Source organism: Pantoea sp. KPR_PJ, from assembly GCF_041386365.1.
Taxonomy (GTDB): Bacteria; Pseudomonadota; Gammaproteobacteria; order Enterobacterales; family Enterobacteriaceae; genus Pantoea.
Map to the genome: position 1 here is coordinate 955,022 of NZ_JABMIK010000001.1, position 12,380 is coordinate 967,401.

Sequence of the window (12,380 nt, forward strand, 5' to 3'; positions counted from 1 at the left end):
GCCATGGCGTCGGTTTTTTTTGCGAACAACAGGTTAGCGCGGTGAGACGGTGATCTGACTGCCGTTAGATGCCAGCGCCACGCGCTGACCCACGGAGTAGCGGGTTGCCGCCTGCTTTTGCACCACCATAATGGTATTGCCGTCATCCTTGCGGATCTCCAGTTCAACACCGTCCGCTTTATTGATCGCGCCCTGAACGCCCTGACCTGCCAGGCCGCCCGCGATTGCGCCGCCTGCGGTAGCCAGGCTGCGGCCCGTGCCACCACCGATAGTGTTGCCGAGGAAGCCACCCAGCACGGCACCACCAATAGCGCCAATGACATTGTTTTCATCGCCGCCCTGAATTTTCACCGGGCGAACGGATACCAGCGTACCGTATGATACGCTCTGAACTTGTTTGGCCTCACTGGCACTGTAAGTATCGCCTGACAGAGTGCTGGTATTTGAGCATCCTGCCAGAGTAATGCCAGCCAGTGCGACCGCAACGAAACGCTTGATCATCTGTAACTCCTTTCTTAAGCAATGCGCCATGTGTATCGCGAAATCCTGCAAACAGTATAAGACACAAAGCAAATTAATCTTAGTCTGAGTAAAACATGCTAAAGCAAAACATAGACCCATAACGGTCAACAATTATTCAATAAGCGTGAAAAAAAAGTTGCGCAAAATTGTTTGTTGCACAAAGTCAGGCGAAAAGATCAGGTAACCGTCGAATCCAGCCCGGGAATTTGCCAGACTGATAGCAGTTAAACTGCTTTTCTGCCACGGAGTAGGAACCAGAGATGAAATCAGGGCGTTATATCGGCGTGATGTCAGGCACCAGCCTGGATGGTGTGGATGTGGTACTGGCCGCCATTGATGAAAACATGGTGGCTCAGCAGAGCAGCTACTGCCATCCCATGCCGGGCGATCTGCGCCAGCAGATTCTGGCAATCTGTCAGGGACAATCCCTGACCCTCTCTCAGCTGGGACAGCTTGATACCCGACTGGGTCAGCTGTTTGCTGAAGCGGTCAATACGCTACTGCGGCGTGAGGCGCTGGAACCGAGTGATATTGTGGCTATTGGCTGCCACGGTCAGACGGTCTGGCATGAGCCGCAGAGCGCCGCACCCAATACGCTGCAAATTGGCGACAACAATCAGATCGTCGCGGCCACCGGCATTACGGTCGTCGGTGATTTTCGCCGCCGAGATATGGCGCTGGGGGGGCAGGGCGCACCGCTGGTGCCTGCCTTTCATCAGGCATTGCTGATGGATGCGGTGGAGCGCCGCATGGTGTTAAATATTGGCGGCATTGCCAACCTTTCACTGCTGTTTCCCGACCAGCCGGTACGCGGCTTTGATACCGGTCCAGGCAATATGTTGATCGATGCCTGGATCTGGCGTCATCAAAGCAAACCTTTCGATCAGGATGCGCGCTGGGCGCGTAGCGGCAACATTATACCTGCACTGCTGGAGCAGATGTTGAACGATCCCTGGTTTGCGCTGCCGCCGCCGAAAAGCACCGGCCGTGAGCATTTCAACCTGGGCTGGGTCGAGCGCCAGCTACAAACCTTCCCCGGCCTGTCGCCGCAGGATGTTCAGGCGACGCTGACTGAGCTGAGCGCGGTCACCATTGCCCGGCAGGTGCAGCTTCATGATGGCTGCGACCGGCTGCTGGTGTGTGGTGGCGGCGCACGAAACCCGCTGCTGATGGCTCGTCTCGCTACACTGCTGGTCGGCACGGAAGTCACTACCACCGACGCGGCGGGTATTCGCAGTGACGACATGGAGGCGCTGGCGTTTGCATGGCTTGCCAGCCGCACGCTGTCTGGCCTCCCGGGCAATCTGCCCGCCGTAACAGGGGCGCGTGAAGCCAGTATACTGGGTGCCATCTATCCGGCGAATCCGCTCTACTGACGTAAGGAGAATAATGATGATGAAACAGGGTTTACCCCTTGCTGCGGTGCTGCTACTGGCAGGATGCAGCTTAATCAACAAGCCGGCCGAAGCGCCGCAAACGCTGCACTATCGCTGCGGAACGCTGCCGCTCACGGTGACGCTGGATAACGCCAGCGAGCAGGTCAGTTTTATTCTGGACGGTCAGCCTCTGACGCTGAAGCGCGCCATTTCCGCCTCGGGCGCGCGCTATAGCGACGGAAAATATGTTTTCTGGACGAAAGGGGAAAGTGCCTTTATTGAGCGCGATGATAAAATCATCATCAACGATTGTGAACGTCAGTCTGCCAGTCAGCCTGTCCATTTCGGGTAACGCGTATGAGCTCTCATTTTACTCTGCAAGATATCGCCAGCCTGCGTCGTGAGTATACGCAGGGCGGCCTGCGCCGCAAAGATCTGCCCGAGCAGCCGCTGGCGCTGTTCGAAACCTGGCTGCGTCAGGCCTGCGATGCGCAGTTGCCCGATCCGACCGCCATGACTGTCGCCACGGTCGATGACCAGGGGCAGCCCTACCAGCGCATCGTATTGTTGAAGCATTATGATGAAAAGGGTCTGGTGTTTTACACCAACCTGGGCAGCCGCAAGGCGCAGCATCTGGCGACCAATCCGCGCATCTCGCTGCACTTTCCGTGGCATTTTCTGGAGCGTCAGGTGATGGTCCTGGGCGAAGTCGAAAAGCTGACGCCGCTTGAGGTGCTAAAATATTTCCATAGCCGCCCGCGCGACAGCCAGATCGGGGCCTGGGTATCGCGACAGTCAAGCCGTATCTCGGCGCGCGGCGTGCTGGAAGGCAAGTTCCTCGAGTTGAAACAGAAATTTCATCAGGGTGAAGTGCCGCTGCCCAGCTTTTGGGGCGGCTACCGCGTAAAATTTCACACCATGGAGTTCTGGCAGGGGGGCGAACATCGCCTGCATGACCGCTTCCTCTACCAGCGCGACAACAACGGCTGGAAAATCGACCGTTTAGCCCCCTAAAACAGCGTTTTTAACCGCTCTCAGCGCTGGCACATCCGCCGCCAGCGCTTTATGCTATAGCCCTCATTTTTTTCTTCCGCATCTCAGCGGAAAGCTGTGTACCAGCATAGGTGCAGTCTGATCAATTTGGAGTCAGTGATGACCAGCAGTAACCTGATACAACAATTGCAGGAACGGGGCTTGATCGCCCAGGTAACGGACGAAGACGCGTTAGCAGAGCGACTGGCGCAAGGGCCCATCTCTCTCTATTGCGGCTTCGATCCGACCGCTGACAGCTTGCATTTGGGCCATCTGGTGCCGCTGCTCTGCCTGAAACGCTTTCAGGATGCCGGACACAAGCCGGTCGCACTGGTGGGTGGTGCCACCGGTCTGATTGGCGATCCCAGCTTTAAAGCAGCAGAACGCAAACTCAATACCAGCGATACCGTCAGCGAGTGGGTGGAGAAAATCCGCAAGCAGGTAGCGCCTTTCCTCGATTTCGACTGCGGTGACAACAGCGCTATCGCGGCCAATAACTACGACTGGTTTGGCGGCATGAACGTGCTGACCTTCCTGCGCGACATCGGCAAACACTTTTCTGTTAACCAGATGATTAACAAGGAAGCGGTGAAGCAGCGTCTGAATCGTGATGACCAGGGGATCTCCTTTACCGAGTTCTCCTACAACCTGCTGCAGGGTTTCGACTTCGCCGAGCTAAACAAGCGCCACGGCGTGACCTTGCAGATTGGCGGTTCCGATCAGTGGGGCAATATTACCTCCGGCATCGACCTGACGCGCCGCCTCTACCAGAATCAGGTCTTCGGCCTCACGGTTCCGCTGATCACCAAATCTGACGGCACGAAGTTCGGTAAAACCGAGGGCGGCGCGGTGTGGCTGGATGCGAAAAAAACCAGCCCGTATAAGTTCTATCAGTTCTGGATTAACACCGCTGACGCCGATGTTTATCGCTTCCTGAAGTTCTTTACCTTCATGAGCCTGGATGAGATCAATGCGCTGGAGGAAGAGGACAAGAACAGCGGTAAGGCACCGCGCGCGCAGTATGTGCTTGCTGAGAATGTTACGCGTCTGGTGCACGGTGAAACCGGCCTGGCGGCAGCGAAACGCATCACTGACAGCCTCTTCTCTGGCGCGCTGAGCGACATGACCGAAGCAGACTTTGAACAGCTGGCGCAGGACGGCATGCCGACCATCCAGCTGGGCGCAGAAGACGATCTGCAACAGGCGCTGGTCAATGCCGAACTGGTACCGTCACGCGGTCAGGCACGTACCATGATTGGCTCTAACGCCGTCACCGTCAACGGTGAGAAGCAGTCCAGCGCAGAATATCGCTTCAGCGACAGCGACAAACTGTTTGGCCGCTATACGCTGCTGCGTCGCGGTAAAAAACACTACTGCCTGATCGTCTGGCAGTAAGCACTTCAGGGCCGGTTTCCGGCCCTTTTTTATGGCAGGCAAGGGCAAGACAGTACAGAACATAATGAAAAATATTCTCGCTATTCAGTCGCATGTGGTCTTTGGCCACGCAGGTAATGCTGCAGCCGAGTTTCCGATGCGGCGCATGGGTGCCAATGTCTGGCCGCTCAACACCGTTCAGTTCTCTAATCACACCCAATATGGCCACTGGACGGGCACCGTTATGCCCGCGACGCACCTGACGGAGATTGTTAAAGGCATCAGCGATATCGATCGGCTCAGGACCTGCGACGCAGTACTGAGCGGCTATTTAGGCTCGGCCGAGCAGGGGGAGCAGATCCTTGAAATCGTGCGGATGGTGAAAGCTGCGAATCCGGAAGCCTGGTTTTTCTGCGATCCGGTGATGGGTCACCCTGAAAAGGGCTGCATCGTTGCCCCTGGCGTGGCGGAATACCACTGTAAATATGCCATGCCGGCCAGCGATATTATCGCCCCCAACCTGCTGGAACTGGAGATGCTCAGCGAGCGCACGGTGGCAAGCGTGGAGCAGGCCGTGGCCGCCGCGCGCGCGCTGATTGCGCAAGGGCCGCGTGTGGTGCTGGTAAAACACCTGGCGCGTGCAGGGCGTCGCAGCGATCGCTTCGAAATGCTGCTGGTTACGGCGCAGGAAGCCTGGCATATCAGTCGCCCACTGGTGGATTTCGGCGTGCGTCAGCCGGTCGGCGTGGGCGATCTGACCAGTGGCCTGCTGCTGGTTAATTTGCTGCACGGCAAGGATCTCAAGGGCGCACTGGAGCACGTTACCGCAGCGGTCTACGAGGTCATGCTGAAAACGCACGCGATGGGAGAATATGAACTTCAGCTGGTGGCGGCACAGGACGCCATTGCCCAGCCCACCCAGCACTTTACGGCAGAGCGCCTTTGATTTTTCGGGGCCGACAGAGATCGGCCCCGATGGTCACACCAGTCCTTCCGCGTTCAGCGCGGCCTGCACCGCTGGCCGCTGCGACGTGCGATGGAACCAGGCTTCCAGCGCGGTCAGCCCCGCCAGATCGAGCTGCGCTGCCTGCGCCCAGCGCACCATTACATAGAGAGAAGCGTCCGCCACGCTAAAGCGCAATCCCATCAGCCATTGCTTATCCTGCAACGATCGCTCTACATAGCGGAACTGCTGCTCCAGCCGGGCGCGCAGCACGGCTTTGTAATCTTCGGGCGTATCGGACTGAAACAGCGCAATAAACGTCTTGTGCAGCTCGCTGCTGATAAAGCTGAGCCACGCCAGGGTATGGTAGCGGGTCAGACTGCCGGGCGGCGCCAGCAGCTGCCGATCGGGCTTCAGGTCCGCCAGATACTGCACAATCGCCACGCTCTCCGTCAGGATGCTACCGTCATCCAGCTCCAGCGCGGGAACCTGGCCTTTGGGGTTGATTAGCCAGTAATCTTCGCTGCGTTCGGTCACTTTTTGCGTCAGGTCGACATTGACCTGAGTAAAATCGAGCCCGCACTCGCGCAGCACAATATGTGGCGAAAGAGAGCAGGCTCCCGCTTTACAGAAAAGTTTCATGACGGACCTCCGGGTTGCGACAGGATTATTGCAGCTTAATGCGTTGTCGCCGATTTGCCAGTGACAGCGATCAAGCGTTGCGTCTGGCCCGGAATGGGATAAAAAAAAGCCGGGCACCTGGCCCGGCGGATCTGATCTGTAGTCGATCAGACCTGAGATTTTTTCAGCTCAGTTTGCGGCGACTGCGCCATGCGGTTGAGCAGCGGGGCAGTAATCAGCATCAGCACAGCAATGGTGCCGGTGACGATACCAATTTGCTGGAAGACACTGCTGTAGACATTAAGCGAGTCGAGCGGGTTCGTCACGTTTTCCGGAACGGCCATCAGACCGGCCACTTTACCGGCAATCATCGCTGCGCCAGCGGTGGTAAGGAACCATGAACCCATGATAAAGCCCATCAGACGCTGCGGCACCAGCTGTGCCACCATCGCCAGGCCGAGGCCGGAAATCATCAGCTCGCCAACAGACTGCAGGGCATAACTCAGGATGAGCCAGTTAACCGAGACGATACCAGCGTCTGTGGCAAATTTTGCGCCAACCGGCAGCACCAGAAACGCACCAGAGCAGAGCACCATGCCAATAGCAAACTTAAATGGCATCGGCAGCTTGTCGCCCAGTTTATTGTAGACCGCCGCCAGCAGCGGGCTGGCCAGCATAATCCAGAACGGGTTGAGTGCCTGGAACTGCTCAGGTTCAAAGGTGATACCCAGAATCGTGTGCTCAACGTTGCGAATGGCAAAGAAGTTCAGCGAAGTCGGCATTTGCATATAGAGGACGAAGAAAACGATGGCTTCAACCATCAGCAGAAACGCCACGATCATTTTGCGACGCGCTGCGCCCTTCAGGGCAAAAGTTTCTTTAGCGAACACCAGAATAATACCCAGCGCCACCACACCCAGCGTAATGCGTGCAATGGTCTGGTGATGCAGCAGCCAGGCGGCGATGGCAACCAGTACGACAACGCCAGCCAGCGTCATCAGCAGCTTGCCCATCTGCAGCGGGGCAAAATCGGGTCGGGAACCGTAATTCTTTACCATTCCTTTGCAGAACAGGAAGTTCAGCAGCGTGATTACCAGACCCACCACCGACAGTGAAAAGGCGACGCTCCAGCCATATTTTGCTGCCAGCCATGGGGTCAGCATCATAGAGAACAGCGAACCGACGTTAATCGACATATAAAACATGGTAAAGGCGCCGTCGATGCGCGGATCATCTTTTTCATAGCAGGTGGAAAGCAGTGAAGAGGGGTTAGCCTTAAACAGGCCGCTACCGACGGCTATGGTCGCCATGCCAATATAGACGGTGCCAACGTGATGACCAGAAAAGGCAACCAGCGCATAACCCAGTGCCAGCACCAGTACCCCAAGAACGATAACACGTTTGGTACCCAGCACTTTATCACCCAGCCAGCCGCCGATAGCCACCAGGCCATAAACCAGCGCGCTGAATGAGGCAAAAAGGGTAATGGAGTCTGCTTCAGACATGCCCAGCTGTTTAACCAGATAAACAGCCATGATGGCCTGTAAGCCATAAAAACCAAAACGCTCCCATAACTCGATAGAGAAAATCAGGTAGAACGCCTTCGGCTGTTTGAACGCATTGAGGCTGACAGCCTCATCAGTGTGTTTGTTTGCAGTTGACACGTGTACCTCAGTTTTTCGCGTACCCTGTTTTACGACAGGAAAAAAGTTCGCGTCATGTCAGGATTCCATGCGCGACATTGTTATTAGTAGGGAAAATCGGCGCCTAATGTGGCTGATTACGCGCAACAGGGCAAGAATTTTTTGAATGCTGAAAAGCCCTGGCTATGTGAGGTTTATAAACTCAACAGCGTCTGTGGGCTGGATTTAAATTTTACCCGCACAAAGTATACCAGAATAAACGTTTGTTTTTTACGGTAAGCTAATGACAAAGGCCATATAAGCTGCTCTGTGACCGCCCTGTGATGAAAGGTGTTGTGGATGCTAATTTAAGCAGGTTTTTGTTCTGTTTTTGCTCTATTTATCAGCAAATCTGGATAGTCAGCGTTTATAAAATGTACATAGTTTGCCAGCAGGCGATAAAAAGTTGATCAAGCTCGCTAAATGCTTAATTAATTCAGCAGATAAAAGAAGACTGTCACTCCGTTTCAGCTCGGCACAGGGCAGACGGCCAGAACTGACAGGTAAAATTCTGCCTGGTCAGAAGCGCAGTTCTGGCAGGAAATAGCTGGCCCTGATGCAAGGAAAACGCTGATATTTCGGGTGAAAATGCGATTTTTGCCGTATCGACAAAGAATTAACAATCCACTAACGTAACGCCTTTGCTCTTTCGGGACATCATCATGGCAGTATCATTAAATCTTGCGCTGGTCGGCGACTATCGATCCAGCGCTGTCGCCCATCAGGCTATTCCTCTGGCAATTGCGCGTGCGGCAAAGCACCTGAGTATTAACGTACATTTCCGCTGGCTACCCACTAATGAACTTGCCGATCTCAGCGCCGTGCGCGAAAGCGACGCCGTCTGGGTTGTGCCGGGCAGTCCCTATCAGAATGATGATGCGGTATTGGCCACCCTACGCTGGGTTCGTGAAAACCATAAGCCCTTTTTAGGCTCATGCGGCGGGTTTCAGTATGCGGTTATTGAATATGCCCGCCATGTGCTGGGCTGGCAGGATGCAAACCACGCCGAAACAGCCGCGGGCGGACGCATGGTTATCGCGCCGCTGAACTGTTCTCTGGTGGAACAGCGAGGCGAAGTGAGGTTTGCACCGGGATCGCAGATTGCCAGGATTTATGGCGCGCACGCCAGCATTGAGGGTTATCACTGTAATTTTGGCGTCAACCCTGCCTTCAGTGAGGCGCTGGAGGGGCAGCATCTTCGTATTACTTCGTGGGACGCGGCAGGCGATGTGCGCGGTATAGAACTCACCGATCACCCTTTCTTTATTGCCACGCTCTTTCAGTCGGAGCGTGCCGCCTTGCTGGAGAAAAATTCACCGCTGGTGATTGCCTGGCTACAGGCGGCACTGGCTGCGCGCTAAGCCACGGGTGCGCAGGCACCCGTTATATTTCCGTTTTCTCCGCAAACTCGCACAGGTCTTCAATCAGACAGGCTCCGCAGCGTGGCTTACGTGCCACGCAGGTGTAGCGACCGTGCAGAATAAGCCAGTGGTGACAATCGACTTTGAACTCCCCGGGAACGACTTTCAGCAGCCTGGCTTCTACCTCTTCCACATTTTTTCCCGGCGCGAAGCGAGTGCGGTTGCTGACGCGAAAAATATGCGTATCGACGGCAATGGTCGGCCAGCCGAAAGCGGTATTCAGCACCACGTTGGCGGTTTTGCGGCCCACGCCCGGTAAGGCCTCCAGCGCAGCACGATCTTCCGGCACTTCACCGCCGTGCTGTTCCAGCAGAATGCGACAGGTTTTGATCACGTTCTCGGCTTTGCTGTTGAACAGGCCAATCGTCTTGATATATTCCTTTACGCCGTCGACACCCAGCGCGAGCATGGCCGCAGGCGTGCGGGCGACAGGGTAGAGTTTTGCCGTGGCTTTATTAACGCTGACGTCGGTCGCCTGCGCGGAGAGCAGCACGGCAATCAGCAGCTCAAACGGCGAGGTGAAGTTCAGCTCAGTGGTCGGATGCGGGTTGTTGTCCCGCAGCCGACGAAGAATTTCAACGCGTTTTGTCTGGTTCACACCGCCTTCCCGGCATGTCCATGCAGATCCTCTGCCGTCGCCTCTGCGGCACGACGGGCAGCGCGCTGTCTGGTTTTTTGATCGATAAGATATTTCACCGCCAGCAGCATGCCCAGGCCAATAAAGGCGCCCGGCGGCAGCATGGCCAGCAGCATTGGTGAGTCGAAGTGAACCACCTCAATGCGCAGCGCTTTTGCCCAGGGTCCCAGCAGCTGATCCGCGCCGTTAAACAGCGTTCCACTGCCGATCAGCTCGCGGATAGAGCCCAGCGTCACCATGGCGCAGGTTGCGCCCATGCCGATAGCGAAGCCATCCAGCGCGGAAAGGGGAATGCTGCTCTTTGACGCGACCGCTTCGGCGCGTCCCACCACGATACAGTTGGTCACGATCAGCGGAATAAAGATGCCCAGTGACTCATACAGGCCATAGGCATAGGCGTTGATCAGCATCTGAACGCAGCTCACCACCGAAGCAATAATCATCACGTAGATCGGAATACGGATTTCAGAGGGCACCCAGCGGCGCGAGGCGGAAATGGCGCTGTTGGTAATGGTCAGTACCAGCGTGGTCGCCAGCCCGAGGCCCAGGGCGTTAGTTGCGGTTGAGGTGACGGCCAGCAGCGGACAGAGGCCCAGCAGCTGCACCAGCGCGGAGTTATTCTTCCACAGACCGCCAACCAGCAAGTTTTTAGCTTCACTCATTTGCGTCTCCACATTCCGGCAGCGAACTCAGTCTGCCGCTCAGGGTTTCAATCAGTAGTGCGGTGCGTTTGGTGGCGTTAACCACCGCGCGCGGCGTAATGGTCGCGCCGGTGAACTGGTCAAACTGACCACCATCTTTTTTTACCGCAAACGCGCTATCGTCTGCGCCATGTACCACTTTGCCGTTGAAGCTGTTGATCCAGTCGGAAATGCGCAGCTCAATTTTATCACCAAGGCCGGGGGTCTCATGATGTTCAATCACGCGTACGCCCAGCACCTTGCCATGGAAATCCGCGCCCACAAGCATCTGAATCGCGCCAGAATAGCCGTCCGGAGCCGTGGTCTCAAGTGCGGCCGCCACCGGCTGATCCCCTTTGCGCGCCAGATAGAGATGATGCGGCGTTGCCGTACCCAGCGCAGAATCGGTGACAAGGTAACATTCACGCTGAATCTGATTATCGTACATCTCTGTCGGGACAACCTGATCCAGCAGATTTTTTTGGTTCAGCGCCGTCTGATGCGCAATCGTCGGTTTCGTCACGTAGTTCACCACGGCGGTCAGGCCGGTGGTAAACACGGCAAACATAGCCAGCGTGACAGCATTTTTACGAATAGTTTCGAGCATCGATCACTCCTTGCGATGGCCGTAAACGCGCGGTTGCGTGTAGTAATCGATCAGGGGAACGCAAATATTTGCCAGCAGCACGGCAAAGGCGACACCGTCAGGATAGCCACCGAAGCTCCGGATTAGCCATACCAGCAGGCCAATCAGGGCGCCATAAATCAGGCGGCCCCGGTTAGTGGTGGAAGCCGTGACCGGATCGGTGGCGATAAAGAATGCGCCCAGCATGGTTGCACCGGAGAAGAGGTGAATAAGCGGCGTATTCAGACTTTCCGGCGAAATCAGCCAGCCCAGCGTGGCGCAGAAGGCCAGTGAGATCAGCATCGCTGCGGGAATGTGCCAGCGAATCGCCTTTTTCCACAGCAGGAACAGTCCTCCCGCCAGGTAACCGACGTTGATCCACTGCCAGCCGAGACCCGCCAGCACACCGGTATAGATCGGCTGCGCCAGCAGCTGCTCTGCGCTGTGACCGGCGCGCAGTCCGGTCTTGAAGTTATCGAGCGGGGTTGCCTGGCTGATACCATCGACGCCAAGCTGTAGTTGCTGCATGGTGTCGCCCGCCAGCGTATGGCCAGTAAAGATCATGCTCAGCGCGTCAGCCAGGCCGGGTTTCACCGACTGGAGCGCATCGGGCGGCAGCCAGCTGGTCATTTGCACCGGGAAGGAAATCAGCAGCACAACGTAACCTACCATCGCGGGATTAAAGGGGTTTTGCCCCAGGCCCCCGTAGAGCTGTTTGGCAATCACAATGGCAAACACGGTGCCAATGACCACCAGCCACCAGGGGGCCAGCGGCGGCAGGCTGATGCCGATAAGCACCGCCGTCAGTAGTGCAGAGTTGTCCGCCAGGTTTGGCACCAGCGGTGCCTTACGCAGACGCAGGATTGCCGCTTCTGCCAGCCAGGCGGTTAGCACGGCCAGCAGCACCTGAATGACGCTGCCGTAACCAAAGAAATACCACTGTGCAGCAAAGCCAGGCACGGCCGCCAGCACCACCAGCATCATAATATTGCCGGTGCTACGACGATTATGGGTATAGGGTGAACTTGCAATACGAAAAGCCATTTATTCCTCAAACGTCGACGGCGTTTGCGCTTTGCGCGCTTTGGCCCGGGCGATAGCGGCAGCGACAGCTGCCTTACGCGCATCGTCTGACGGACGCGCATCACTGTTTTCAACGTCGAGGGTCACGACGTCCTTTTCTGATCCTTGTGCGGCAGCCGCTTTCTTCGCTTTGGCACGGGCGATGACGGCCTCTACAGCCGCCTTACGCGGATCGACAGGCGGCACGTCCTCGACCGGCTGAACATCTTCAGTTAGCGTGCCGGCTGCTGCCTGCGCCGCGGCGGCTTTCTTCGCTTTAGCGCGGGCGATGGCGGCTTCCACTGCGGCTTTGCGCGGATCAGCCGCAGCATCCGCAGGCTGTGATGTTTCCGTTTCAGGCTGCGGGGCCGCTGCCTGCGCCGCGGCGGCTTTCTTCGCTTTAGC

General features: G+C 56.5%; 13 protein-coding genes and 1 pseudogene. 6 read left to right on the plus strand and 8 right to left on the minus strand.

The window, feature by feature from the left end; all coding sequences use genetic code 11:
• Positions 1 to 33 precede the first annotated feature (33 nt).
• Positions 34 to 501 carry a glycine zipper 2TM domain-containing protein gene (locus tag HP564_RS04580; protein ID WP_371240569.1) on the minus strand — a complete coding sequence of 156 codons (468 nt, stop codon included), beginning with the start codon at positions 499 to 501 and terminating at the stop codon, positions 34 to 36.
• Between the two features lie 281 nt (positions 502 to 782).
• Here HP564_RS04580 and anmK point away from each other — a divergent pair, with 281 nt between their 5' ends.
• The 5 genes from anmK (at position 783) to pdxY (ending at position 5,250) form a co-directional block, all read left to right on the plus strand.
• Positions 783 to 1,898: an anhydro-N-acetylmuramic acid kinase gene (anmK, locus tag HP564_RS04585; protein ID WP_371240571.1), complete on the plus strand. Its 1,116-nt coding sequence runs from the start codon at positions 783 to 785 to the stop codon at positions 1,896 to 1,898.
• Positions 1,899 to 1,917: 19 nt separating this feature from the next.
• On the plus strand, positions 1,918 to 2,250 hold the full coding sequence (locus HP564_RS04590; RefSeq protein WP_371240691.1) for an MliC family protein: 333 nt from the start codon (positions 1,918 to 1,920) through the stop codon (positions 2,248 to 2,250).
• 5 nt (positions 2,251 to 2,255) lie between these two features.
• Positions 2,256 to 2,912, plus strand: coding sequence for a pyridoxamine 5'-phosphate oxidase (gene pdxH / locus HP564_RS04595; RefSeq protein ID WP_371240573.1), 657 nt, complete (start codon positions 2,256 to 2,258; stop codon positions 2,910 to 2,912).
• Positions 2,913 to 3,050: 138 nt separating this feature from the next.
• On the plus strand, positions 3,051 to 4,325 hold the full coding sequence (gene tyrS, locus HP564_RS04600; RefSeq protein ID WP_371240575.1) for a tyrosine--tRNA ligase: 1,275 nt from the start codon (positions 3,051 to 3,053) through the stop codon (positions 4,323 to 4,325).
• 64 nt (positions 4,326 to 4,389) lie between these two features.
• Positions 4,390 to 5,250 carry a pyridoxal kinase PdxY gene (gene pdxY / locus HP564_RS04605; protein ID WP_371240577.1) on the plus strand — a complete coding sequence of 287 codons (861 nt, stop codon included), beginning with the start codon at positions 4,390 to 4,392 and terminating at the stop codon, positions 5,248 to 5,250.
• Between the two features lie 33 nt (positions 5,251 to 5,283).
• Here pdxY and gstA read toward each other — a convergent pair whose 3' ends face one another.
• Both gstA and dtpA read right to left on the minus strand, forming a co-directional pair.
• Entirely contained in the window at positions 5,284 to 5,889 is a 606-nt protein-coding gene (gstA, locus tag HP564_RS04610; protein WP_371240579.1) for a glutathione transferase GstA, read from the minus strand.
• A 146-nt stretch (positions 5,890 to 6,035) separates the two neighbouring features.
• Positions 6,036 to 7,532 (minus strand): dipeptide/tripeptide permease DtpA, encoded by a 1,497-nt coding sequence (dtpA, locus tag HP564_RS04615; RefSeq protein ID WP_371240581.1) that lies wholly within the window; start codon positions 7,530 to 7,532, stop codon positions 6,036 to 6,038.
• 680 nt (positions 7,533 to 8,212) lie between these two features.
• Here dtpA and HP564_RS04620 point away from each other — a divergent pair.
• Entirely contained in the window at positions 8,213 to 8,911 is a 699-nt protein-coding gene (locus HP564_RS04620) for a CTP synthase (protein ID WP_371240583.1), read from the plus strand.
• Positions 8,912 to 8,933: 22 nt separating this feature from the next.
• Here HP564_RS04620 and nth read toward each other — a convergent pair whose 3' ends face one another.
• The 5 genes and pseudogenes from nth to HP564_RS04645 form a co-directional block, all read right to left on the minus strand.
• Positions 8,934 to 9,569 (minus strand): endonuclease III, encoded by a 636-nt coding sequence (nth, locus tag HP564_RS04625; protein WP_371240585.1) that lies wholly within the window; start codon positions 9,567 to 9,569, stop codon positions 8,934 to 8,936.
• Positions 9,566 to 10,270 carry an electron transport complex subunit E gene (locus HP564_RS04630; protein ID WP_371240587.1) on the minus strand — a complete coding sequence of 235 codons (705 nt, stop codon included), beginning with the start codon at positions 10,268 to 10,270 and terminating at the stop codon, positions 9,566 to 9,568. The genes nth and HP564_RS04630 overlap by 4 nt, the downstream gene beginning before the upstream one ends.
• Complete coding sequence (rsxG, locus tag HP564_RS04635; RefSeq protein WP_371240589.1) at positions 10,263 to 10,895, minus strand: electron transport complex subunit RsxG; 633 nt, start codon at positions 10,893 to 10,895, stop codon at positions 10,263 to 10,265. The genes HP564_RS04630 and rsxG overlap by 8 nt, the downstream gene beginning before the upstream one ends.
• A 3-nt stretch (positions 10,896 to 10,898) precedes the next feature.
• A complete protein-coding gene (gene rsxD / locus HP564_RS04640) occupies positions 10,899 to 11,957 on the minus strand; it encodes an electron transport complex subunit RsxD (RefSeq protein WP_371240591.1) in 1,059 nt (352 codons plus the stop codon).
• Positions 11,958 to 12,380 (minus strand): annotated as a pseudogene (locus HP564_RS04645) (electron transport complex subunit RsxC); the annotation flags it as partial.